Origin of the sequence: Variovorax sp. YR566 (genome assembly GCF_051992195.1) — a bacterium.
Taxonomy (GTDB): Bacteria; Pseudomonadota; Gammaproteobacteria; order Burkholderiales; family Burkholderiaceae_C; genus Variovorax.
Window position 1 is genome coordinate 4,034,104 of record NZ_CP197092.1, and the last position, 22,924, is coordinate 4,057,027.

Annotated in this window: 21 protein-coding genes; 7 read left to right on the plus strand and 14 right to left on the minus strand. The window is 67.1% G+C overall.

Annotation, left to right across the window (positions count from 1 at the left end; genetic code table 11):
• Positions 1 to 8 precede the first annotated feature (8 nt).
• Positions 9 to 1,049 carry a sensor domain-containing diguanylate cyclase gene (locus ACTG4X_RS18895; RefSeq protein ID WP_440531623.1) on the plus strand — a complete coding sequence of 347 codons (1,041 nt, stop codon included), beginning with the start codon at positions 9 to 11 and terminating at the stop codon, positions 1,047 to 1,049.
• A gap of 6 nt (positions 1,050 to 1,055) precedes the next feature.
• On the opposite strand, the gene ACTG4X_RS18900 is transcribed toward ACTG4X_RS18895, so the two are convergent.
• Together ACTG4X_RS18900 and ACTG4X_RS18905 are read right to left on the minus strand one after the other, a co-directional pair.
• Complete coding sequence (locus tag ACTG4X_RS18900) at positions 1,056 to 2,414, minus strand: putative bifunctional diguanylate cyclase/phosphodiesterase (protein ID WP_093074005.1); 1,359 nt, start codon at positions 2,412 to 2,414, stop codon at positions 1,056 to 1,058.
• Between the two features lie 118 nt (positions 2,415 to 2,532).
• Complete coding sequence (locus tag ACTG4X_RS18905) at positions 2,533 to 2,877, minus strand: hypothetical protein (protein ID WP_093173357.1); 345 nt, start codon at positions 2,875 to 2,877, stop codon at positions 2,533 to 2,535.
• 208 nt (positions 2,878 to 3,085) lie between these two features.
• On the opposite strand from ACTG4X_RS18905, the gene ACTG4X_RS18910 reads away from it, so the two are divergent.
• From ACTG4X_RS18910 to ACTG4X_RS18920, 3 genes are read left to right on the plus strand one after another with little or no spacing between them, the layout of a single operon-like run.
• Positions 3,086 to 3,763, plus strand: coding sequence for an HAD family hydrolase (locus tag ACTG4X_RS18910; RefSeq protein WP_093074001.1), 678 nt, complete (start codon positions 3,086 to 3,088; stop codon positions 3,761 to 3,763).
• Entirely contained in the window at positions 3,760 to 5,415 is a 1,656-nt protein-coding gene (pgm, locus tag ACTG4X_RS18915; protein WP_440531624.1) for a phosphoglucomutase (alpha-D-glucose-1,6-bisphosphate-dependent), read from the plus strand. The genes ACTG4X_RS18910 and pgm overlap by 4 nt, the downstream gene beginning before the upstream one ends.
• Before the next feature lie 4 nt (positions 5,416 to 5,419).
• Positions 5,420 to 5,830, plus strand: coding sequence for a PPC domain-containing DNA-binding protein (locus ACTG4X_RS18920; protein ID WP_440531625.1), 411 nt, complete (start codon positions 5,420 to 5,422; stop codon positions 5,828 to 5,830).
• Here ACTG4X_RS18920 and ACTG4X_RS18925 read toward each other — a convergent pair.
• Genes ACTG4X_RS18925 through ACTG4X_RS18935 form a run of 3 tightly spaced genes read right to left on the minus strand, consistent with a single transcriptional unit; the run spans position 5,796 to position 7,769 of the window.
• Entirely contained in the window at positions 5,796 to 6,866 is a 1,071-nt protein-coding gene (locus ACTG4X_RS18925) for an aldo/keto reductase (RefSeq protein WP_440531626.1), read from the minus strand. The genes ACTG4X_RS18920 and ACTG4X_RS18925 overlap by 35 nt on opposite strands.
• Positions 6,863 to 7,219, minus strand: coding sequence for a TIGR04076 family protein (locus tag ACTG4X_RS18930; protein ID WP_093056922.1), 357 nt, complete (start codon positions 7,217 to 7,219; stop codon positions 6,863 to 6,865). The genes ACTG4X_RS18925 and ACTG4X_RS18930 overlap by 4 nt, the downstream gene beginning before the upstream one ends.
• A 13-nt stretch (positions 7,220 to 7,232) precedes the next feature.
• Entirely contained in the window at positions 7,233 to 7,769 is a 537-nt protein-coding gene (locus ACTG4X_RS18935; protein WP_093056923.1) for a cupin domain-containing protein, read from the minus strand.
• Between the two features lie 205 nt (positions 7,770 to 7,974).
• Here ACTG4X_RS18935 and ACTG4X_RS18940 point away from each other — a divergent pair, with 205 nt between their 5' ends.
• Both ACTG4X_RS18940 and ACTG4X_RS18945 read left to right on the plus strand, forming a co-directional pair.
• Entirely contained in the window at positions 7,975 to 8,280 is a 306-nt protein-coding gene (locus tag ACTG4X_RS18940; RefSeq protein ID WP_440531627.1) for a DUF3311 domain-containing protein, read from the plus strand.
• Positions 8,277 to 9,749 (plus strand): sodium:solute symporter family protein, encoded by a 1,473-nt coding sequence (locus tag ACTG4X_RS18945; RefSeq protein WP_093056925.1) that lies wholly within the window; start codon positions 8,277 to 8,279, stop codon positions 9,747 to 9,749. The genes ACTG4X_RS18940 and ACTG4X_RS18945 overlap by 4 nt, the downstream gene beginning before the upstream one ends.
• Here ACTG4X_RS18945 and ACTG4X_RS18950 read toward each other — a convergent pair whose 3' ends face one another.
• The 4 genes from ACTG4X_RS18950 to ACTG4X_RS18965 all read right to left on the minus strand — a co-directional run bounded on the left by ACTG4X_RS18950 (position 9,750) and on the right by ACTG4X_RS18965 (position 14,454).
• Positions 9,750 to 11,111 (minus strand): homoserine dehydrogenase, encoded by a 1,362-nt coding sequence (locus ACTG4X_RS18950; RefSeq protein ID WP_440531628.1) that lies wholly within the window; start codon positions 11,109 to 11,111, stop codon positions 9,750 to 9,752.
• Positions 11,112 to 11,381: 270 nt separating this feature from the next.
• On the minus strand, positions 11,382 to 12,437 hold the full coding sequence (locus ACTG4X_RS18955; RefSeq protein WP_097199174.1) for an amino acid ABC transporter permease: 1,056 nt from the start codon (positions 12,435 to 12,437) through the stop codon (positions 11,382 to 11,384).
• The gene (locus tag ACTG4X_RS18960; protein ID WP_093056928.1) at positions 12,434 to 13,423 is read right to left on the minus strand and encodes an amino acid ABC transporter permease; all 990 of its coding nucleotides are present in this window, start codon (positions 13,421 to 13,423) and stop codon (positions 12,434 to 12,436) included. Before ACTG4X_RS18960 ends, ACTG4X_RS18955 begins: the two co-directional genes overlap by 4 nt.
• Positions 13,420 to 14,454, minus strand: coding sequence for an amino acid ABC transporter substrate-binding protein (locus tag ACTG4X_RS18965; protein ID WP_093173339.1), 1,035 nt, complete (start codon positions 14,452 to 14,454; stop codon positions 13,420 to 13,422). Before ACTG4X_RS18965 ends, ACTG4X_RS18960 begins: the two co-directional genes overlap by 4 nt.
• 167 nt (positions 14,455 to 14,621) lie before the next feature.
• Between ACTG4X_RS18965 and ACTG4X_RS18970 the strand changes: the two genes are divergently transcribed.
• The gene (locus ACTG4X_RS18970; protein ID WP_093073981.1) at positions 14,622 to 15,017 is read left to right on the plus strand and encodes a DoxX family protein; all 396 of its coding nucleotides are present in this window, start codon (positions 14,622 to 14,624) and stop codon (positions 15,015 to 15,017) included.
• A 10-nt stretch (positions 15,018 to 15,027) separates the two neighbouring features.
• Here ACTG4X_RS18970 and def read toward each other — a convergent pair whose 3' ends face one another.
• From def to smc, 5 genes are all read right to left on the minus strand, one after another.
• Positions 15,028 to 15,567 carry a peptide deformylase gene (gene def, locus ACTG4X_RS18975; RefSeq protein WP_056590568.1) on the minus strand — a complete coding sequence of 180 codons (540 nt, stop codon included), beginning with the start codon at positions 15,565 to 15,567 and terminating at the stop codon, positions 15,028 to 15,030.
• A 48-nt stretch (positions 15,568 to 15,615) separates the two neighbouring features.
• Positions 15,616 to 16,032, minus strand: a complete 417-nt coding sequence (locus ACTG4X_RS18980; RefSeq protein WP_093056932.1) for a hypothetical protein — start codon at positions 16,030 to 16,032, stop codon at positions 15,616 to 15,618.
• A gap of 120 nt (positions 16,033 to 16,152) precedes the next feature.
• A complete protein-coding gene (gene ligA / locus ACTG4X_RS18985; RefSeq protein ID WP_440531629.1) occupies positions 16,153 to 18,252 on the minus strand; it encodes an NAD-dependent DNA ligase LigA in 2,100 nt (699 codons plus the stop codon).
• Between the two features lie 26 nt (positions 18,253 to 18,278).
• The gene (locus ACTG4X_RS18990; RefSeq protein WP_093056934.1) at positions 18,279 to 19,385 is read right to left on the minus strand and encodes a cell division protein ZipA C-terminal FtsZ-binding domain-containing protein; all 1,107 of its coding nucleotides are present in this window, start codon (positions 19,383 to 19,385) and stop codon (positions 18,279 to 18,281) included.
• A gap of 14 nt (positions 19,386 to 19,399) precedes the next feature.
• Complete coding sequence (smc, locus tag ACTG4X_RS18995; RefSeq protein ID WP_093173335.1) at positions 19,400 to 22,915, minus strand: chromosome segregation protein SMC; 3,516 nt, start codon at positions 22,913 to 22,915, stop codon at positions 19,400 to 19,402.
• Positions 22,916 to 22,924 lie beyond the last annotated feature (9 nt).

Sequence of the window (22,924 nt, forward strand, 5' to 3'; positions counted from 1 at the left end):
TGTCGGCCATGGAATCCCTGATCGAACAGCTATCCGACTGCGTCTCCTCCGCCAAGACGCTGGAAGACCTCGCCCGCCCGATGCTCGAAATGCTCGAGGCGGCCACGGGGCTGGAGTCGGCCTACCTCGTGAGCGTCGACCCGGACAAGGGCCGCCAGCACATCCTCTTCGCCCACAACACCGGCGAGCTGCTGACCATTCCCGAGGGAGCCTTCGTGCCCTGGGCCAACACGCTCTGCCGGCACGCCCTCGAAGAAGACCGCACCTACACCGACGACGCCGGCGGCTGCTGGGGCGACGCCGATGCCGCCCGCGAGCTCGGCATCCAGACCTGCGTGAGTGCCCCGGTAAAAACCGACAGCGGCGAGCTCTTCGGCGCCCTGTGCGCCGCCAGCGCACAGCAAATGCCCTTGCCGCCACAAGCGGAGCCAGTGCTGCGGCTGTTCGCGCGGCTGATCGGGCAGCAGGTGGAGCGCGAACTGCTGGTCGAGAAGCTCAGGAAGGCCAATGCCGAACTCGCCACGCACGCCGCCATCGACGCCCTCACCGGCCTGCCCAACCGCCGCGTGCTCGTCGACGCGCTGCAGCGCATGCTGGCGCAAGGTGCGCGCAGCGGCCAGAGCGTGCTGGTCGGTTTCGTCGACCTGGACGACTTCAAGAAGATCAACGACGCGCACGGCCACGCTATCGGCGACGAATTCCTCGCGGCCATGGCAAAACAGCTCGCGAACTCGGTGCGCGCAAGCGACATGCTGGCGCGCTTCGGCTCCGACGAGTTCGTGGTGATCGGCCTGGGGCCCGCGCTGGGCGAATCGCCGCGCACCGGGGCGCGGGCGCTGGCCGACCGCCTGGCAGAAAACACCATCGGCGAGCTGCGGCTGAAGCGCATGACGATCGACTACGCAGGCGCCAGCGTCGGCGTAGTGGCGGTCGACCCGCGCACCACCTCTGCCGAGGAAGCCCTGCGGCAGGCAGATGCCGCCATGTACGCCGTCAAGCACAGCCGCCGCGGCATGGTCCGCGACGCCGGGGAAGCCCTGTCTGACTGAACGCGACTAAACGGACGAGGTGGCAGGCAGCGCCGCCGTATCGGCGCCCCACAGGGGAGCCTGCTCATACTGCGCCACCCATTGCACGACGTCCTTGGCCGCCATCGGCATCGCGATGCCGTAGCCCTGGCCCAGCGTGCAGCCCAGCGCAAGCAGCGCTTCGCCCTGCTTCACCGTTTCAACCCCCTCGGCCACGGCCGTGAGGCCAAGCGCGTGGAGCAGCGCGACGATGCCCTGCACGATGGCGCGGTCCTGGTCGTTGTCGAGCATGCCGCGCACGAAGGACTGGTCGATCTTCACGGTCGACACCGGCAATTGCCGCAGGTAGGTGAGCGACGAATACCCGGTGCCGAAGTCGTCGATGGTGACGCCCACGCCCAGCATCTTGCAGGCCTCGACGAACAACGCGACGTTCGCAAACTGGCTGATCGCCGTGGTCTCGAGGATTTCGAGCTCGAGCATGCCCACGCCCATCTTCGGAAACTGCGCCAGGTGCCGCGCGAGCCGTTCGACGAAGTCCCAGCGCATCATGTGGCGCGGCGCCACGTTCACGCTCACCGAAATCTGAAGGCCCGCCAGGCGCCACTGGTGCGCCTGCCACAGGGCTGTGGCAATGGCCCAGTCGCCCACCTGCTCGACCAGTTGGTCGTCTTCGATCAGCGGCACGAACTGCGCCGGCGGCAGCAGGCCGCGCTCGGGGTGCTGCCAGCGGATCAGCGCCTCGACACCGGCCACCACGCCGCGCCGCATGTCGACCTTGGGCTGGTAGACCAGGAAGAACTCGCCCTGCAGCAGGCCTTCCTGGATGCGCTGGCGCTCGCGCACCACCTGCTCGTCGGCGCGCGCCTGGGGCGCGTCGAAGTAATGCACCTTGCCGTCGGCCGCGCGCTTGGCAAAGAAGGCCGCGTGCTGCGCTTGGCGCAGGGCTGTCTCTGGTGGCGGGCCGTTGCTGTCGAGCAGCATGGCGCCGATGCTCGCGTCGATGCTGGCTGTCTGGTCGCGCCAGCTCCAGGGCTCGCCGAGCGAGGCCTGGATGCGCTCGAGCACCTGGGTGCACTGCGAGGTTCCGATGCCAGCGAACAGGGCTGCGAACTCGTCGCCGCCCACGCGGGCCATCACGCTCTCGCGCGGCAGCTGGGCCTTGATGCGGCGGGCCACCTCTTCGAGGGCGGCGTTGCCCGCGACCATGCCGAGGTGATCGTTCAGCTCGGCAAAGCGGTCGACGTCGATGTAGCAGACGGCAGCCAGGCGTTTGCCGGCGCGGGCCCAGTCGGCCATCAACGGGCGCAGCACTTCATCCGGCGGAAGACGTGCCGACCCGTCGTAGTACGACGGCAAGGAGACTGTGGGTTGCTGGTTCGACAAAAGACTGGGGCTCCGAAAGTCGCGGGCTATTGTTCTCCCAATCCGGGCCGTTCCACACCTTGCAGTGAGATTTTGTTACAGACGAGGTGTACGAACAACACTCGTGCATACAGTGTGGCTAGCCGCAATAGGCACCCACCACGCGCCCGGTGGGCTCGACCTGCACGTTGAGCCGCGTCATGTCTTGCGCCGGGTCGGCGGCTTCGGTGGCCAGCACGGTGCGTGCCACGCGGGCGCCGGAGCGCTGGCGCATTTCTTCCAGCAGTTGCTGGCTGATGCGCAACCCCAGGCCGAAGCGCACGGCCGTGGCTTGGCAGGTTTCCGGCGGCGTAACGAAGCTCGGGGGTTCAGGCACTTCCGATGTCAGGGGCCGGTCGGCCGGAGGTGTCTGGCAGCCAGCCAGCAAGAGGCCCAGGGCCACAGCCGGCAAGCCGGCCCGGAGTCGACCGTTCGTGATGCGCATCTGTCTTGCTCCTTCTTCTTCAATCTGGGCGGAAGCTTATTCGACTCCGGGGACACTCCCGCGGCAGGGATTAAGTCGATGGTCCGCAAAGTGGCGACCAATTCACGCGACGGCTGTCTGGCGTCGCATTCAGGGCCATTCAAGGCGTATGCTGGCCGCGACACGCGCAGTTCGGGCCCCCAAGTTCAGGCACTTTGGCCGCACACCCATGACACCTCCTCCCGCCACCGTTTTCCTGATCGACGTCGACAACACCCTGCTCGACAACGACCGCGTCGTGGCCGATCTTCGCGCCCATCTCGAACAGGCCTTCGGCGCCGAAAGCGCCGGCCGCTACTGGGTGGCCTTCGAGCAATTGCGCAGCGAGCTCGGCTACGTCGACTACCTCGGCGCCCTGCAGCGCTACCGCGCCGAAGAGAGCCGCCGCGGCATGAGCGATTCGCGGCTGCTGCTGATGTCGAGCTTTCTCATCGACTACCCCTTTGCCGAACGGCTCTACCCCGGCGCGCTGGAAGCACTGAAGCATCTGCGCCGGCACGGGCCCACGGTGATCCTGTCCGACGGCGACGTGGTGTTCCAGCCGCGCAAGGTGCAGCGCTCGGGCCTGTGGGAGGCCACCGAGGGCCGCGTGCTGATCTACGTGCACAAGGAACAGATGCTCGACACCATCGAGCAGTGCCACCCCGCCCAGCACTACGTGATGGTGGACGACAAGCTGCGCATTCTTTCGGCCATGAAGGCCATCTGGGGGCCTCGTCTGACGACGGTCTTCGTGCGGCAAGGGCACTATGCACTTGATGAGCAGGCCATTGCCGCCTACGCCCCTGCCGACATCACCGTCGAACGCATCGGCGACCTGATCAACTTTGACTTTCCATCGACATGAGCCAAGCAACCAACCCTCTCGCGGGAAAGCCCGCCCCTCTCGAACTGCTGGTCAACGTGCCGCGCCTGATCTCGGCTTACTACACCGGCCTGCCAGACCCGTCGGTGCCGAGCCAACGCGTGGCCTTCGGCACCTCGGGGCATCGCGGCTCCTCCTTCGACGATGCATTCAACGAATGGCACGTGCTGGCAATCAGCCAGGCCATCTGCGACTACCGCAAGCAGAAAGGCATCGACGGTCCGCTCTTCCTCGGCATCGACACGCATGCGCTGTCCACGCCGGCCTTCAGCAGCGCGGTGGAAGTACTCGCGGCCAACGGCGTCGAGCTGATGATCTCTAAGGGCGACGAATACACGCCGACGCCGGCCGTGTCGCACGCCATCCTGGTCTACAACCGTGGACGCACAAGCGGGCTGGCCGACGGCATCGTCATCACGCCCTCGCACAACCCGCCCGAGAGCGGCGGCTTCAAGTACAACCCGCCGAACGGCGGACCGGCCGGCACCGACATCACCTCGGCCGTCGAGGCCGCGGCCAACAAGATGCTGGCCAACAAGCTCGAAGGCGTGAAGCGCATGCCGCTCGCGCAGGCGCTGCGCGCATCGACCACGCACCGGCACGACTATCTGAACACCTACGTCGAAGACCTGGCGCAGGTGCTCGACATGGACGCGATCCGCGACGTGAACCTCGACCTGGGTGTCGACCCGCTGGGCGGCGCGGGCGTGCGCTACTGGCCCGCGATTGCCGAGCGCTACAAGCTCACGCGCCTGAACGTGCTGAGCCAGGAAGTCGACCCGACCTTCCGCTTCATGTCTCTGGACTGGGACGGCCGCATCCGCATGGACCCGTCGTCGCCCGACGCCATGCACAAGCTGATCGAACTGAAGGACCGCTTCGGCATCGCCTTCGCCTGCGACACCGACCACGACCGCCACGGCATCGTCTCGGGCAGCACCGGGTTGATGCAACCCAACAGCTACCTCGCGGTGATGATCGACTACCTCTACACGCACCGCCCGCAATGGCCGGCGCAGGCGGCTGTCGGCAAGACGGTGGTGAGCAGCCAGATGATCGACCGCGTCACCGCACGGCTCGGCCGCAGGCTGTACGAGGTGCCGGTGGGCTTCAAGTGGTTCGTAGACGGGCTGGTCGATGCCTCGCTGGCCTTCGGCGGCGAGGAAAGCGCGGGCGCGACCTTTCTGCGCAAGGACGGCTCGGTGTGGACCACGGACAAGGACGGCCTGGTGCCCGCCCTGCTCTCGGCCGAGATCGCCGCGCGCACCGGGCGTGACCCGGGCGAGCGCTACACCGAGCTGACGCAGGCGCTGGGCCAGCCGGTGTCAGACCGCGTGGATGCGGCGGCCACTGTCGAGCAGAAGAAGCGGCTGTCGAGCCTCTCGCCGGAACAGATCCGTTCGACCGAGCTGGCGGGCGACAAGATCGTCAATGTGCTGAGCCATGCGCCGGGCAACGGCGCGGCCATCGGCGGCGTGAAGGTCGTGACCGACAACGGCTGGTTCGCCGCGCGGCCCTCGGGCACGGAGAACATCTACAAGATCTACGGCGAGAGCTTCAAGGGCAAGGAACACCTCGCGCGCATCCTCGAAGAGGCCCAACAGGTGGTGGACGGGGCGCTCTCGGGAGCCTGAACGCATGCAGACGCTGGTGCTGCGGCTGAACCCCGGCGACGACCTGCGCTCCTCGCTCGATTCGGCGTTGAAGCAAGGCGGTGCCGACGCAGCGTTCGTGGTCTCGGGCATCGGCAGCCTGAGCGGCGCGAGCATCCGGTTTGCAGGCGCAGAGAACGCGGCGCGCATCGAAGGCGACCTGGAAATCCTCACGCTGGCGGGCAGCCTGTCGCCGGACGGCTCGCATCTTCACATCAGCGTGTCGGATGCCGAGGGCCGAGTTTTCGGCGGCCATGCAGCGCCCGGATGCACAGTGCGCACCACGGCGGAAATCCTCGTCGCCGTGCTGCCCGACTGGCAGTTCGCGCGCACGCACGACCCGCTCACCGGCTACGCCGAACTCAATGCGGTTTGTCGTTCAGGTCGTACTTCATGATCCGGCCATGGCGGCCTTCGAGGTCGCGCTCTACGGCGTAGACGTCGCCGCTCGGCGCGCTGCGCTGCGAGAGCACCGCATCCAGCGACGCAAGGTCGGCCGCGTCGAGTTGCAGGTCAAGCACCTTCAGGTGATCCGCCAGGTGGTCGCCGCGCCGCACGCCGACGATCACTGCCGCGACGGACGGCTGCTGCAGCACCCAGCGCATCGCCACGGTCGAAATCGACACGCCATGCCGCAGCGCGATCTGCTTCAGTTGCACCAGCAGTTGCTGGAACAGGTCCCAGCCGCCGAAGTCGTCGATGATGAGCTTGTACTTGACCAGCGAGCGGTTCTCGAACGACTGGCCCGGATTGCTCACGCCGAGCCAGCGCTCCGAGAGGAAGCCGCCGGCCACGCTGCCGTAGCACAGCAGCTTCATGCCTGATTGCTCGCAGTACGGCGTCATCAGCGGCAAGGGCCGCTGGTCGAGCAGCGAATACTGCACCTGCATGCTGAAGAGCGGTACGCCGGCGTCGGCCAGTTCACGCACATGCGCCGTGTCGAAATTGGTACCGCCCACGCGGTCGATCTTGCCGGCGCGCTGCAGTTCCAGGAGCCAGTGTGCAACCTCGAGATAGCGCGGCACGCCATAGTCCCACCAGTGGAACTGCACGAGGTCGAGCCGCTCCATGCGCAGGCGCTTGAGTGAGCGATCGATGATCTGCTCGACCTGGCGCTTGTCGATGGTCGGCAGGATGGCGAGGTCGGGCACGAACTTGGTGTGCACGCGCAGCTGCGAGAGGCTGTCGGGGCCGTGGCGCTGCAGGTAGTCGGCGCGGAACTCGCCGATCATTTCTTCCACGCCGGTGTAGATGTCGGCGCAATCGAAGGTGGTGATGCCGGCGTCGTAGTAGGCCGCCATGTCGGCGATGGCACCTGCGTGATCCACGTCGCCGTGGCCACCGGCCAGCTGCCATCCGCCCTTCAGCAGGCGGGAAATTTCATAGCCGGGCGCGAGCTCGATGCGATGGTGCGAATGCTGCAAGGGATTCATGAAGACTCGTTCGATGGATGGACAACCGCCGTGGTGTCGGCGTGGCGAAAAGTGCGCAGCCCCATGCGGGTGATGCGAAAGCGCGAGGGGCAGTTCGGATCAGGGCAGGCCACCTCGGCGTCGGTGCTCATCCAGTCGTTCGCGTCGGTCGGCCGCTGCTTGGCGGCCAGCAGCGGCAACAAGGCGCCCAGCGAATAGATCGAGAAGCCCTGCCCCTCGGGCAGATGCAGCATCTCGCCGCGCAGCTCGAAATAGTCGCCCACCTTGGCGCCGCAGTAGATGCGGGCGCCTTCCGGTGCGACGACTTCGACGCGCAGGTCGTGGAGCGTGAAACTGGGGTCGGGGTTCATCATGTGCCTCGGGTGCTCAGGGGTTGGGCGGTGTCACCGACAGGATGATTTCGGTCGGGGCCTGCGACTGGTTCAGGTAGCGATGCGGCAGGCGCGAGTCGAACGAGATGCTCTCGCCCGCCAGCACCGGATAGTCGACGCCCGCGATCTGCGCCACCAGCGCGCCCGCGACCACGTACACGCACTCAGTCGATGCATGGCCACGCGGTTCGTCCGCCGACACCTGGCCCGGCTGCAGCACGGCACGCAGCACTTCGAGCTGGCCATTGCCGGCTGTCAGGCGCTCGTACCCGACCTGCCCCTTGGGCGCGGTGAGCAGCGAGCGTTCGCCCGGACGGCTGATCCACACCGAGGGCGGCGCGGGCTCGGAGAACAACGACGAGACCGATTCGCCGAACACGCCGGCCAGGCGGCGCATGGTTTCGAGGCTCGGGTCGGTGACCGAGCGCTCGATCTGGCTGAGCAGCGTGGCCGACACACCGGCCTGGGCCGCGAGCTCGCGCAAGGACAGGCCGCGCACGGTCCGTAGCTCTTTCAATCGCTCGCCGATCATCCGATCGCTCCGTTGTCTGTGCAGTGTGGCTTCATTGGGTGGCGATGGTATGTGCTGTGTGACTGCACGTCAATGGTGCACTCGCGTCACATTCGTGCATTGGCATTTCTTCGGGCAATGGCTGAAATCTAGCTTGCGCTTTTTGACAATCCGATTGCACACTCCAGCCAGTTTTTGTGCAGTATCACTTTACAGGAGCAGAGAGATGGTCGACACCCCTCCCGCGCGCAGCAGCGATTCACCCCGCCTCGGCCATCGATGGTTGCTGGTCTTCCCCTTCGTCTGGCAGGCCTGCCTCGCGCCGGCGGTGAACGACATCGCGGCCAGGCCTTTCGGCATGCCCTTTCCCATGTTCTGGCAGATGGCGGGCATCGTGCTCACGAGCGTGGTGATCGCGATCGTCTTCGGTCTCGACGCCCGGGCCGGCGTCGAGACCGAAGAGGCCGACTTCCTCGACAGGAGCCTGAAGGCCGAAGACGCTGGCAAGAACGACAAGGATGGCGCGGCATGAAACTCGCAATCGTCCTCGCCATCCTGCTCGCCACCGTGGCAGGCGCCATGGCCTACGGCCGCCGCACGCGCCACGGCAAGAGCTTTGCGGACTGGGCCGTCGGCGGCCGCAGCCTCGGCACGCTCGTGTTCTGGTTCATGAATGCGGGCGAGGTCTACACGACCTTCGCGGTGCTCGGCATCTCGGGCTACGCCTGGGCGCTGGGAGCTCCCGCGTACCTCGCGTTCTGTTCCGTCTCGATGAGCTACGCGGTCGGCTACTGGTTGATGCCGAAGATCTGGCGCGCGGGACGACTGCGCGGGCTGCTCACGCAATCGGACTTCTTCGCCGCGCGCTACGACGCGCCCTGGCTCGGCGTGCTGACCGGCGTTGTGGGCATCGCGTCACTGGTCGTGTATGTGCAGATCCAGCTCGTGAGCCTCGGGCTGATCGTGCAGCTCACGCTGGGCAACAGCATCTCGAGCGAAGCCGCAACCATCGGCGCGGGCGCGCTGATGATCGCCTTCGTGTTCGCGGCCGGCGTGCGCTCCGCCGCCTTCGCAGCCGGCGTGAAAGACATCCTCATGGTCGTCGTCGTGGTGCTGCTGAGCGTGACGGTGGCCAGCAAGGTCGGCGCGGCCTCGCTGATGGACCTGTTCTCGATGGCGGAAGCCAAGCACCCGGGCATCGGCAAGTTCCCGGGGCTGGACGCCACCTCCCCCACCACGGCGATCTGGCTCATGACCTCGGCCATCAACATCGCGCTGGGCAACTGGGTCTTTCCGCACCTGTTCCAGATGTCGTACACGGCGCACAGCGCCACCGCCATCCGGCGCAACGCGATCTGGCAGCCGCTGTATTCGCTGGCCTACTTCTTCATCATCCTGCTCGGCTTCGCGGCCCTGCTGGCGAACACGCAACCGCCGGGCGGCAACCTGAACGCGGCGCTGCTGCAGTTCGTGTCGGACCGCTACCCGGCCTGGACGGTCGGGCTGCTGGCGGGCACGGGTTTTTTGCTGGCGCTGGCGCCGGGTTCGCTGCTGCTGCTGACGGCGGGCTCGATCTTCACGCGCAACGTGGTGCGGCCGTTTCGCCCGGGGCTGGGCGAGCGCGGGTCGCTGGCCCTCTCGCGCGGCTCGCTGGTGGTGTTCGCGGCGATTGCGGTGTGGCTGTCGATCAGCCAGAAGGGCTCGCTGGTGAAGATCCTGCTCGACGCCTATTCGGCCATCGGCATGCTCGCGCCGGGTGTGTTCCTCGGGTTCCTGTGGAAGCGCACGAGCGCCATCGGCGTGCTGGCCGGCCTGGTCGCGGGCTTCGTCGCGCTGCTGGCGCCGTTCGCGGCGAAGTTCTGGGCGACCGCGGTGCCGCAGTGGGAAGCTGGGCTGATCGCGATGGCGATCAATGCGGCCGTGGTCGTGGTGGTGAGCCTGGCCACCCGGGCGCCGCAGCGCGATGCGGTCGCGCTGGGGTTGCAGATCCGGGCGGCTTGATCAGCCTTCCAACGCTTCCACGCGCAGCGTGACCACCGGGCCGGCCACTTCGTTCCGCGCCTGGAGCGCATGCACCGCGAGGTCGAGCGCGCCCTGCACCACCGGCCCGGTCAGCACCAGCACCTGCGGTCCCGCGCCGGTGCACTCGGCCGCCAGCGCGACTTGCCGCACGGGCACCTTCTGCGCTGCGAGACAGGCCGTGACCGCCTGGATCTGGCCGACCGCGTGCACCGGCACGCGCAGGTAGTGCGAGGTATCGACGGCCGCGCGCGGCAGCACCGACAAGGCATTCGTCGCATGCGCGTGAACGCCCAGGTGCGGCACGTGCTGCGAGGCGTCGACGCCATCGAGCCGCGCCACGTCCACGAGGTCGGCGATCACGGCCGAAGCTGTCTGCTCCGAGCCAGCGCCCGCACCGTAGTACATCGTGAGGCCAGCCGCGTCGCTCTTGACCATGACGGCGTTCATCGAGCCCTTCACGTGCGCCATCAGGTGGTCTGCGGGTACTAGCGCGGGCTGCACGCGCAGTTCGACGCCAGATGCTTGCCGCCGCGCCACGCCCAGCAGCTTGATGCGGTAGCCGAGCTGTTCGGCACAAGCCACGTCCAGCCCTTGCAGGGCGGTGATGCCTTCCACCTGCGCGTCGGCAAAGCGCAGCGGCATGCCGAAAGCGTTGGCCGCGAGCAGGGTCAGTTTGTGGGCGGCGTCGATGCCTTCGATGTCGAAAGTCGGGTCGGCTTCCGCGTAGCCCAGCGCCTGTGCTTGCGCGAGCGCGGCGGCGAAGTCGAGGCCCTCGTCGCGCATCTTGCTCAGAATGAAGTTGGTGGTGCCGTTGATGATGCCCGCCACCCATTCGATGCGGTTGGCCGCAAGGCCTTCGCGCAGCGCCTTAATGATGGGGATGCTCACGGCCACCGCCCCTTCGTAGGCCACGACCACGCCTTTCTCCCGCGCGGCCGCAAAGATCTCGGTGCCGTGCACTGCCAGCAGGGCCTTGTTGGCCGTCACCACGTGCTTGCCGTGTGCGATGGCAGCCAGCACCCAGTCTCGCGCCGGGCCGGTACCGCCTGCCACTTCCACCACCACGTCGACATCGGGGTGCGTGGCCACATGCATCGCGTCGGCCGTGAGCGGAACGCCCTCTCCCACGATGCCGGCGGCCCGCTGCAGGTTGCGCGCGGCGACGATCACAAGCTCGATCGAACGGCCGGCCCGCGCCGCGATGTCGGCCCGGTTGCGCGCCAGCACGCGGAAGGTGCCGGAGCCCACGGTGCCGATGCCAATCATCCCCACGCGCAGGGTACGAATGGCCGCAGGGCGGCTGTGCAGGGGCTCGAGGGATTCAACGGGATCGCGGTACATGGACATCTCCAGACGAAAAAACAAAACCCAGCTGCCAGAGCTGGGTTCATTCGTTCGGGGAGAGAGCGATACACCAGGTGGCTGCCGGAACGGCCACCTGCGCGTGTCAGGTGACCGCGGTGGTAATGGTGGTAATCATTCGAGCAACAACCATCGCCTGCGCGGAGGCAGGCGGCATCATGCGAGCCATCAGGGCTGCGTTGGATGCGGAGTGGGAGTTGTGGCTCGACATGAAGGCCCGGAGTGTACAGGAGCCCGGCGGCGTCCGGCTCAGGGCGCGGCCGAGAGCCGTTTTTCGAGCCACACGCTGTAGCGCGAGAGCCCGAAGCACAGCACCCAGTACACGGCCGCGATGAAGAGATAGCCCTCGAGGTAGAACGGCCGCCACGTCGGATCGCCGCCGAGCGCCAGCCCCAGCGCGCCGGTCAGCTCGAACAGGCCGACCACGGTGACGAGCGAGGTGTCTTTCAACGTGCCGACCACGCTGTTGGTGAGCGCGGGCACGACGAGGCGCAGCGCCTGCGGCAGCACGATGTCGCGCTGCACCGGCCAGCGGCCGAAGCCCAGCGCCATGGCCACTTCGGTCTGTCCGCGCGGTACGGCCTGCAGGCCACCGCGGATGATTTCCGCCAGATAGGCAGCCACGAACAGCACGAGGCCCGCGAGCACCCGCACCAGCACGTCGGGCTGCCATCCGGCCGGCCACAGCAGCGGCAGCAGGAACGAGGCCATGAACAGCACCGAGATCAGCGGCACGCCGCGCACCAGCTCGATGTAGCTCGCACTCAGCGTGCGCACCACGGGCCAGCCCGAGCGACGCCCCAGCGCCAGCAGCAAGGCCAGCGGAAAGGCCAGCGCCAGCCCCACCACCGCGAGCCCGATGGTCAACGGCAGGCCGCCCCAGCGGCTCGTCGGCACCTGGGCCAGGCCGAGCACGCCGCCGCGCATCAACAGCACGAACAGCAGCAATGCGACGGCCCACAGCGGCACCAGCCACCAGCGCCAGCTGCGCGGCCACGCACTGAGCATCGTGACGGCGGACAGCACGACCACCGCGATCGCAGGCCGCCACTGCTCCTCATACGGAAAGCGCCCGAACAACATCGGCCGCCATTTCTCGGCTACCACGCCCCAGCAGGCGCCATGTTGAACAGCACGGCAGGCCTCGGCGTCGGCCCGGAACACCGCATGCACGATGCCCCATTCAATGACGTGGAAGCCGCCCCACGCCAGCAGCGCCAGCAGCAGCACCGTGGCAAGCGAGCGCAGCGGCGAACCCCAGAGTTCGCTGCGCCATGCGATGGGGCCTTGTGCAACGTTTCTCATCGCCAGCCTCGCAATGCAACGCGCGCGTTGTAGCGATTCATGCCGAAGGAGATCAGCAGCGACAGCAGCAGGTAGACCGCCATGATGATCGCGATGCACTCGAAGGCACGGCCGTTCGAGCCGATGGTGGTGTTGGCCACCGACACCAGTTCCGGATAGCCCACGGCCACTGCCAGCGACGAATTCTTGGTAAGGCTCAACAGCTGGTTGGTGAGCGAAGGCACGATCACCCGCAGCGCCTGCGGCAGCACGACGATGCGCAGTTGCTGCACCGGCGACAGCCCCAGCGCCTGCCCCGCGAGCACCTGTCCCTGCGACACCGACAGGATGCCCGCGCGCACGATTTCCGCCACGAAGGCGGCCGAATAGAAGCTCAGGCCCGCGACGATGGTCACGTACTCGGGGCTCAGCGCCGCGCCGCCGCTCACGCCGAAGTCACCGCGCTCGGGAAACTCGAAATGCAGACCACCCTCGCCCACCATGGGCCACGGCACGCTGAGCCCGCCCTTGCTCAGCCACACACCCGGCAGCAGCCGAACCGGCTCGGTCGGGTCGGGCAGCAGGTTGGCCATGGCAAAGGCCAGCATCAGCAGTTGCACCAGCAGCGGCACGTTGCGCAGCAGTTCGACGTACGCGGTGCAGATGCCGCGCAGCAGCACGTGCGGCGCGAGCCGTCCGATGCCGATGAGCGTGCCGAGCACGACCGAGAAGATCGCCGCCGGCACGGCCGCGCGCACCGTGTTGATCAGGCCCGCGAGAAAGGCGCGCCAGAACGGCTGGCTCGCATCGAAATCGAGCCAACCTTCGCTGATCGAAAAGCCCGCGGGCTCGGTGAGAAAGTCAAAGCCCGAGCGAACCCCGCGCGCGCGAAGCACCTCGAGCGCATGGTGCACCACCCAGACCGCGCCGGCCACCACGGCCAGCACCAGCAGTGCCTGGACGGCCCACGCCAGCCAGACCCCGCGGCGCGAGGCCCCGCCGTTCATCGAACCGGGGGTGCGTAGATCAGACCGCCCTTGCTCCAGAGGTTGTTGGAGCCGCGCGGCAGCTTCAGCACCGACTTGGGACCGACGTTGCGCTCGAACATCTCGCCGTAGTTACCCACGGCCTTGATTGCGCGGAACGACCAGTCCTTATCCAGGCCCAGCAGCTTGCCGAGGTCTTCACCGGTGCCGACCAGGCGCTGCTGCGCCGGATCCTTGCTGCCGGCCTTGAGCTCGTCGGCATTGGCCTGGGTGACGCCGAATTCCTCGGCCTCGATGAGCGCGTTGGGCACCCACTTGGCAATGGCGAACCACTCGTCGTCGCCGCGGCGCACCAGCGGCGCCAGGGGCTCCTTGGAGATCAGCTCGGGCAGGATGATGTAGTCGTCGGGGTTCGGCGCTTCCTTGTTGCGCAGGCCGGCCAACGCAGAGGCGTCGGTCGTGAAGGCCTGGCAGCGACCCGAGAAGAAGGCCTTGAACGAGGCTTCGAAGCTTTCGAAGACGACCGTCTTCACCGGGATGTTCTGGGCACGGAAGTAGTCGGAAACGTTCTTCTCGTTGGTGGTGCCCGACTGCGTGCAGATGGTCGCGTTCTTGAGCTGCTTGGCGCTCGTCACCTTGAGCTTCTTCGGCACCAGGAAGCCCTGGCCGTCGTAGTAAGTGATGGTGGTGAAGTTGAAGCCCAGCGAGGCGTCGCGCGTGAGCGTCCAGGTGGTGTTGCGCGCGAGGATGTCGATCTCGCCGGCCTGCAGGGCCGAGAAGCGCTGCTGCGAGTTGAGCGGCACGAAGTCGACCTTCTTGCCGTCGCCGAGCACGGCGGCTGCGATGGCGCGGCAGGTGTCGACGTCGAGGCCCGACCAGTTGCCCTGCGTGTCCGGTGCGGAAAAGCCCGCCACGCCGTTGGTCACGCCGCACTTGACGGTGCCGCGCTGCTTGACCGCGTCGAGCGTCTTGCCGGCGAAGGCCGGTGCGGCCGCGGCCAAGGCGATGACAGAGGCGGCTGCGAGCAGGGCCGGGCGGAATCGATTGTTCATTGGTGTGTTCTCCTCAACAGTAGGCAAAAGGCAGTGTACGGGCCGACACCAGACTCTGCCAAAGAACTCCGGGTTGGATGCATATGCGCCGCAAAAGCTGGCTCGAAGCGTCGCAGGTTCACTACCATACGGCCCTCCAATCAACCACTCCAATGGAATCCACACAAATGGTCAAATCCGACGACACCGGCAAGTTCATCCTGCGCGTTTCGCTTGGCGTCCTGATCCTGCTGCACGGCATCGCCAAGCTGCAAGGCGGCGTCGGCTTCATCTCCGGCATGCTGGCCCAGCACGGGCTGCCGGGCGCGCTGGCCTATCTGGTCTACATCGGTGAGGTGGTGGCGCCCGTGCTGCTGATCATCGGCCTCTACACGCGTCCTGCGGCGTGGATCGTGGTCATCAACATGCTGGTGGCATTCGCGCTGGTCCACATGAAGGACCTGACCTCGCTCGGCAAGCAAGGCGGCTGGGCGCTGGAACTGCAAGGCATGTTCCTGTTCGCGGCGCTGGCTCTCGCCTTCATGGGCGGTGGCCGCTTCGCGCTCAGCAGCAAATACAACTGATCAGGTTCAATCAGTCGTCGTCGGCTGCATCGAGGCCCGGAAACAGGACCTCGGTGTAGCCGAAGCGCGAGAAATCGCGCACCCGCATCGGGTAGAGCTTGCCCAGCAGGTGATCGACTTCATGCTGCACCACGCGCGCATGAAAGCCGGTGGCGACCCGGTCGATCGGGTCGCCGTACGGGTCGAACCCGGTATAGCGGATGTTGGCAAAGCGCGGCACCACGCCGCGCAGGCCCGGCACCGACAGGCACCCTTCCCAGCCCTCTTCTTCCTCGTCGTCCAGCGGCGTGATGACGGGATTGAGCAGCACGGTGCGCGGCACCGGCGGCGCATCGGGATAACGGGGGTTCACGACATCGGTGCCGAAGATCACGAGCTGCTGGTCCACGCCGATCTGCGGCGCAGCTAGGCCGGCACCGTTGACCGCATGCATGGTCTCGAACATGTCGCGCACCAGCAGGTGCAGTTCGTCGGTGTCGAAGGCAGCTACCGGCTGCGCGATGCGCAGCAGCCGGGGGTCGCCCATCTTAAGGATTTCGCGGATGGCCATGGCGGGATTATCGCGACAGCCTCGCGCCTTCGTTCGTCCCTGGCGGGGTCAGGGAGGGCTTTGCGTCTTGGAGTCCGGCGAGGTCCAGAAGCGCGCATTGCCGCGCGGCTGAGTCGGGATGGAGCCGGGACCGCCACCTGCAATCGGCGGTCGCACCACGGCCGGAGGCCGGCCACCGCCCCAGTTCGGCGGACGCGCCGCCGGATAGCCCGGACGCACGGCCGGATAAGCCGGGCGGCCGTAATAAGGACGACCACCGTCGTAATACGGACGGCGCTCGTAGTAGCCGCCACCGTTGATGTAGACCGGCGCAGGCGCCACGACCACGGGCGCAGGCTCGCTGTAGTAAGGCCCCGACGAATAGCCCCCGCCGTAGTAGGGATCGGCAGGCACGCCCACGCAGCCGCTCAGCAGCGCAACGCCGCCGAGTGCAACACAGGCACCGAGAACTCGAATTTTTTGCATGAGGGACTCTCCTTGTGGCCTTCAATTAGCTTTCAACGCCAGGTTGTAGACCCTGTTGACTGCGCTGCGATGAAGTCGCGTAACGGCCGGTAAAGAGGATCTGCCGTCACGTTTCCCCGCTCACTCGCCCGCGTCTTCTGCCGGGACACCGTTGGCGAGTATCTCCAGCATACGCGCCTCGTCGATGATCTCGACTCCGTTCTCACGTGCCTTGTCGAGCTTGCTCCCGGCCTCTTCCCCGGCCACGAGGTAATGGGTTTTCTTGCTGACGGAGCCGGAAACCTTGGCACCGGCCGCCTCCAATTTATCCTTCGCTTCGTCGCGGCTCAGCGTAGGAAGGGTACCGGTGATGACGAAGGTCAGGCCCGCCAAAGGCTTCGGGGCACGCGTGGCCGGCTCGCCCTCTTCCCATGTCAGTCCGCAGGCGCGCAGCTGCTCGACCACTTCGCGGTTGTGCGGCTGGTCGAAGAAGGTGCGCAGGCTTTGCGCCACCACCGGGCCAACGTCATTCACTTCGAGCAATTGCTCTTCGGTCGCGTCCATGATCGCGTCGAGCTTGCCGAAGTGCTTGGCCAGGTCTTTCGCGGTGGTCTCGCCCACGTGGCGAATGCCAAGGCCGAACAGGAAGCGCGGCAGCGTGGTCTTCTTCGAGGCTTCGAGCGCATCGACGAGGTTCTTCGCCGACTTCTCGGCCATGCGCTCCAGCCCGGCCAGCGTGGTGAAGCCCAGCTTGTAGAGATCGGGCAAGGTGCGGATCAGGTTGGCATCGACCAGTTGCTCGACCAGCTTGTCGCCAAGGCCGTCGACGTCGACCGCACGCCGCGCCGCGAAGTGCAGGATGGCTTCCTTGCGCTGCGCCGCACAGAACAGGCCGCCAGTGCAGCGGTAGTCGACCTCGCCCTCTTCGCGCACGGCCTCCGAATCGCACACAGGACATTTGTGCGGCATGGTGAACTGCGCACCGCGCTCGCCCTCGGGCTTTGCGAGGCTTTCGGGCACCACCCCGACCACTTCGGGAATCACGTCGCCGGCGCGACGCACGATCACCGTGTCGCCTACGCGCACATCCTTGCGGCGCGCTTCGTCTTCGTTGTGCAGCGTGGCGTTCGTCACGGTCACGCCGCCGACGAATACCGGCGCGAGCTTGGCCACCGGCGTGAGCTTGCCGGTGCGCCCGACCTGGATCTCGATGCCGACCACTTCGGTCAGCTGCTCCTGGGCCGGGTACTTGTGGGCCACGGCCCAGCGCGGCTCGCGTGAGACAAAGCCCAGTTGCCGCTGCAACTCGATGCTGTCGACCTTGTAGACAACGCCGTCGATGTCGTAGGGCAAGGCATCGCGCTGGCGCCCGATGTTTTCGTGGAATGCTATGAGTTCGATAGCACCCGTAGCTCGTGCCGTCTGCGTCGCCACAGGGAAGCCCCATGCGTGGAACTGCTGCAGCCAGTCGAACTGCGTCGGGCAATCTGGCCCGCCTTCGGCCGCCGGCGTGACCTCGCCCAGCCCGTAGGCAAAGAAGCTCAGGGGCCGCGCCGCGGCAATCGCCGGATCGAGCTGACGCACCGCGCCAGCCGCGGCGTTGCGTGGATTGACGAACACCTTCTCGTTCTTCTGCCCGTCCGCAATCTTCTGGCGCTGGCGCTCGTTGAGCGCGTCGAAATCGGCACGCTTCATGTAGACCTCGCCGCGCACTTCGACCACGGGCGGCGCCGTGCCGTTGAGCCGCAGAGGGATCTCGCGCACGGTGCGGATGTTCTGCGTGACGTCTTCCCCCACCTCGCCGTCGCCGCGCGTGGCAGCCTGCACCAGCACGCCGTTCTCGTAGCGCAGGTTCATGGCTAGGCCATCGAACTTCAGCTCGCAGACATAGCTGACCTGCGGCCCGTCCTCGGGCAAGCCCAGTTCCTTGCGCACGCGCGCATCGAAGGCGCTCGCGCCGCCGGGCGTGATGTCGGTCTCGGTACGGATCGACAGCATCGGCACCTTGTGGCGCACCTTGACGAAACCGTCGAGCACCTTGCCGCCCACGCGCTGCGTCGGCGAATCGGGCGTGCGCAGGTCGGGGTACTCGGCCTCGATGGCCTGCAGGCGCTGGAAGAGCTTGTCGTACTCCGCGTCCGGCAGCTCGGGCGTGTCGAGCACGTAGTAGAGGTGGGCGTGCCGGTGAAGCTGTTCGCTCAGTGCGGCGGCTTCGCGTGCCGCTTCGTCGCGCGTCGTCATGGGGTGTCTCCCGAAGGTCGGAGTTGTTAGCTGAAGAGGCGTCGCGCCAGCGGAGAACCCGCAGCGAGGTCGCGCGCATCGAGCGTGTCGTAGAGCTGCTCGAGGTCGGCGCCGATCACGTCCATCGTCTCGTCGCGCAGCAGCTGGCCGTCGCTGTCGGTGACCACGCCGTCCATTTCGCGTGCCAGCGTTGCGGCGGCTTCGCGCATGCGGCGGAACGGCTCTTCGCCGCGGTCGACCTGCGGCACATCGAGGCTCAGGCTGAGTTCGCGAATGGCCGATTGGGCCGGGTCGTCGGCCAGCGCGGCCTGCGTGTCGAAGGCCAGCCCGAGGATCGGCGGCAAACCAACTTCGCTGGTCGGCAGCACCATGCGCCCCGGGATGATGCCGGCCACGAAGCCGAGCCGCGCCGCGTTCTGCTGCACATAGCCCGGGCTCCAGGCCGCATGCAATGCGCGCAGAACAAAGCCCAGCTGCGCGTCGTGCGCGCTGGCGAACTGGTCGAGCTCGCGGGCGCGTGCCACTTCGTCGAGCATCTCGGGGAACTCGGGCGCGCCGTTGACCGCGTCGGCAAATGCCTGCGCCTTGACCACGAATTCGGAGTACTCGATTTCGTTGAGCGCGCCCGTGCGATTGGCCAGCTGCACGCCGACCTGGAAGGCGCTGTAGCGCTGACCGGGCACGGGCGGCTCCCATTGGCCGTTGTGTTCGTTCAGGCCCTCGATGGCCACCGGCTTGCTGCCCGCGCGCCGCGTCGACGGCATGGCGGCAATGGCGGCGTCACCGGACGCGAGCCCGTCGAGCGAGATTGGCGCGATCACGTCGATCAGCGGATCGAGCCCGCCGCGGCGCTCGCCGGTCGGCACGGGCACGCCGCTGGGCGCCGGCAGGTCGGGGTCGAACAGGGGCTCGTGGCGGTCGGCGCCCTGCTGCACCTGGTACGGGTCGACGTGCAGCATCGGCTCCGCGCCGTCGGGCGAGCCCGACATTGCGCGCTCTGCATCGGCCAGCGCGAGGTCGACCGCATCGGGCTGGCGCGGCGCATTGCGGCGCGACATCAGCGTGTTGTAGGCAACGACGGCCGCGAGAACGAGACCGCCGAGGATGGCCAGGGCGAGAGTGAGATTGGTCATGGGTGCCGCTCGGCTTACGCGGCTTCGACCATCGAGACCGCCGACTCCATGTCGACCGCGACGATGCGCGACACGCCCTGCTCCTGCATCGTCACGCCGATCAGTTGCTCGGCCATTTCCATGGCGATCTTGTTGTGGCTGATGAAGAGGAACTGGGTTTCACGGCTCATGGCGGTGACGAGTTTGGCATAGCGCTCGGTGTTCGCGTCGTCCAGCGGCGCATCCACTTCGTCGAGCAGACAGAACGGCGCCGGGTTCAGCTGGAAGATGGCGAACACGAGCGCAATGGCCGTGAGCGCCTTCTCGCCGCCCGAGAGCAGGTGAATGGTCTGGTTCTTCTTGCCCGGGGGCTGGGCCATCACCTGCACGCCGGAGTCGAGGATTTCGTCGCCGGTCATCATGAGCTTGGCATTGCCGCCGCCGAACAGCTCCGGGAACATGCGGCTGAAGTGCTCGTTGACGATCTTGAAGGTGCCGCCGAGCAGGTCGCGCGTTTCGGCGTCGATCTTGCGGATGGCGTCTTCGAGCGTGCCGATGGCTTCGTTCAGGTCAGCCGACTGGGCGTCGAGGAAGGTCTTGCGTTCGCTCGCAATGGCAAGTTCGTCGAGCGCGGCCAGGTTTACCGCACCGAGCGCGACCACTTCGCGGTTGAGGCGGTCGATTTCGCTTTGCAGGCCGGTGAGCTTGACCTTGTCGGTTTCGATCGACTGCTCGATGGCTTCGAGGTCGGCGCCGGCGTCGTCCAGCAGTTGCTGGTATTGCTCGACGCCCAGGCGCGCGGCCTGCTCCTTCAGCTGGAATTCGGTAATGCGCTGGCGCAGCGGGTCGAGTTCGCGTTCGAGCTGCAGGCGGCGCTCGTCGCTGGCGCGCAGCTTGAGAGTGAGGTCGTCGTACTGGCTGCGCGCCGAACCGAGCGCAGCTTCGCGCTCGAGCTTGAGGGCCAGCGCATCCTGCAGGCCGGCTTGCGCGGCGGCGTCTGACAGGCGGCTCAACTCGGCGCGGGCGCGCTCGTCTTCGTCGGTCAGCGCCACGGTCTGCTGCGCAGCGGTTTCGATGGAGCGGTTGAGCTCCGCACGACGGGCTTCGAGCGTGCGTTGCGAGAAGGTCGCCTCCTGTGCCTGGCGTTCAAGGCTGCGATGCTGCTCGCGGCTCGCGGCCAGCGCGCGGCCGGCCTCGATCACGCGTTCGTCGAGTTCGGCGTGGCGCTCCTGGCTGTCTGCCAGTTGCATGTCGAGCTCTTCGAAGCGGCCTTCGGCAGCGATGCGTTTTTCTTGCAGTTCTTCGAGCTGCGCATCGACTTCGCCGAGGTCGGCCGCCAGCTGCTGGCTGCGGGCGCGGGTCTGCTCGGCGAGCTGCGTCATGCGCAGGGTCTCGACCTGCAATTCGTGCGCGCGCGACTGGGTTTCGGCGGCTTCGCGCCGCGCGGTCACGAGGCGCTGCGCAGCGTCGGCATAGGCCGCTTCGGCGCGGACCAGCGCGGTGCGCGCTTCTTCGTTGATGAGCGTCTGGGCGCGCAGCTGGCGCTCCAGGTTTTCCATTTCCTGCTGGCGGGCCAGCAAGCCAGCCTGCTCGGAATCAGGTGCGTAGAAATTGACGCTGTGCGAGGACACGGCATGGCCGCTCTGCACGTAGATGACTTCGCCCGGCTGCAGCGTGGCACGCTGGGCCAGCGCTTCCTCGAAGCTCGCGGCGGTGTAGCAGCCGTGCAGCCAGTCGTTCAGCAAGGCCTGTTGCCCCGCGTCGTTCAGGCGCAGCAGGCTCGACAGGCGCGGCAGCGCGGCCGTGCCTTCGGGTGCTCCGGCGGCCGGCGGACTGTAGAAGGCGAGCTTGGCGGGCGGCGCGTCGTTGCCGAAGGCGCGCACCATCTCCAGGCGGCTGACTTCGAGCGCGCCCAGGCGTTCGCGCAGTGCGGCTTCGAGCGCGCTTTCCCAGCCCTGTTCGATGTGGATGCGGCTCCACAGGCCCTGCAAGCCGTCGAGGCCATGCTTGGCGAGCCAGGGGGCCAGCTTGCCGTCGGTCTTGACCTTTTCCTGCAGCGCCCGCAGCGCTTCGAGGCGGGCCGAGTACTCGGCGTGGCGGGCGCCCTCGGTGTTGACGGCCTGCTGCTTGGCGCGGCGGTCGTCGTCGAGCTGCGGCACGGCTTCCTGCAGCTCGTGCAGGCGCGCTTCGGCTTCGCTGGCGGCTTCCTGCGCCATGGCGTGCTGCTCCTGCATGTCGAGCAGGCGGGCTTCGTCGGGCGCGGCCAGCGCGTTCTGGTCGGCGCGCAGGCGTTCGCTGCGCTGCGTGAGCTGGCGGCTTTGTTCTTCGATGTTGCGCTGGTCGGCGGCCAGCACCTGGATCTGCTGCTGCACCTGCGACACGGTCGTGCGCTGGGTGTTGGCCTCGTCCTGGGCGCGTTGCACGGCCTCTTCGAGGTCGGGCATGCGCGCGTCGTGCTCTTCGAGCTGGGCGGCCAGCATGATGGCCTGCTCTTCAGCGTCCACGCCGGCACCGGCCAGGGTTTCGATCTCGGTTTCGGCTTCTTCGCGGCGACGGCCCCACTGGCCCATTTGCTCGCGCAGTTGCACAAGACGCTGCTCGACGCGCTGGCGGCCTTCGACCACGAAGCGGATCTCGCCTTCGAGCCGGCCAACTTCGGCGCTGGCCTCGTAGAGCTTGCCCTGCGCCTGGTTGACCTGGTCACCGGCCCCGTAGTGGGCCTGGCGCACGGTTTCGAGCTCGGCCTCGATGTGGCGCAGGTCTGCCGTACGCGATTCGAGGTCGTTGATGGCCTTTTCGGAATCGGCCTTGATCTTGGACTGGTCGGCGTTGCTTTCGCTGCGCTTCAGGAACCACAGCTGGTGCTGCTTCTTCGTGGCGTCGCCCTGCAGCGTGTTGTAGCGCGCGGCCACCTCGGCCTGCTTTTCGAGCTTTTCGAGGTTGGCGTTGAGTTCGCGAAGAATGTCTTCGACCCGCGTGAGGTTCTCGCGCGTGTCGCCCAGGCGGTTTTCGGTTTCGCGGCGGCGCTCTTTGTACTTGGAAACACCCGCGGCTTCTTCGAGGAACAGGCGCAGTTCCTCGGGCTTCGATTCGATGATCCGGCTGATCGTGCCCTGGCCGATGATGGCGTAGGCGCGGGGGCCGAGGCCCGTGCCCAGGAACACGTCCTGCACGTCGCGGCGACGCACCGGCTGGTTGTTGATGTAGTAGCTGCTGGTGCCGTCGCGGGTGAGCACGCGGCGCACGGCGATTTCGCCGAACTGGTTCCACTGGCCGCCGGCGCGGTGGTCGGCGTTGTCGAACACCAGTTCCACGCTCGAGCGGCTGGCCTGCTTGCGCGTGGTCGTGCCGTTGAAGATCACGTCCTGCATCGATTCGCCGCGCAACTCCGACGCGCGCGACTCGCCGAGCACCCAGCGCACCGCGTCCATGATGTTCGACTTGCCGCAACCGTTGGGCCCGACAACACCCACCAGTTGGCCCGGCAGCAGGAAGTTGGTGGGTTCGGCGAACGACTTGAAGCCCGAAAGCTTGATGGAATTAAGACGCACGACTTGTCG